Origin of the sequence: Psychrobacter sp. I-STPA6b, from assembly GCF_020662265.1 — a bacterium.
Taxonomy (GTDB): domain Bacteria; phylum Pseudomonadota; class Gammaproteobacteria; order Pseudomonadales; family Moraxellaceae; genus Psychrobacter.
Genome location: NZ_VEWM01000096.1, coordinates 1 through 299, shown reverse-complemented (window position 1 = coordinate 299; position 299 = coordinate 1). Strand labels below are relative to the sequence as shown.

At 34.8% G+C, this 299-nt stretch carries 1 protein-coding gene; it reads right to left on the bottom strand.

What is annotated here, in order from left to right; genetic code table 11:
- A partial coding sequence (locus FHK88_RS12200; protein WP_264480678.1) for a M43 family zinc metalloprotease occupies nt 1–299 on the bottom strand: 299 nt, incomplete at both ends.

Sequence of the window (299 nt, the reverse complement as noted above, 5' to 3'; positions counted from 1 at the left end):
CCTTGAAATGTATGTATAAGGTTAAAGAAGTGACCAAATTCATGAGTAAATACAGAAGCAAATTCTTTTCCCGTATTTCCGTGTAAATAAGCACCATTATATACAACTCTTGCAGTATTTGCATCCGACATTGAGCTGTTAGGATACCAAGCAACACCAGATTGACCACTATCACCATCAGCATATAATTCTGCCTGAATATACACATTCATATATTTATAATTATCCCAAGCATCGGCAGCAATTTGATTATCATATCCACCACCATTACCGTAACCATTTTTTTCATCGTAAAAAAC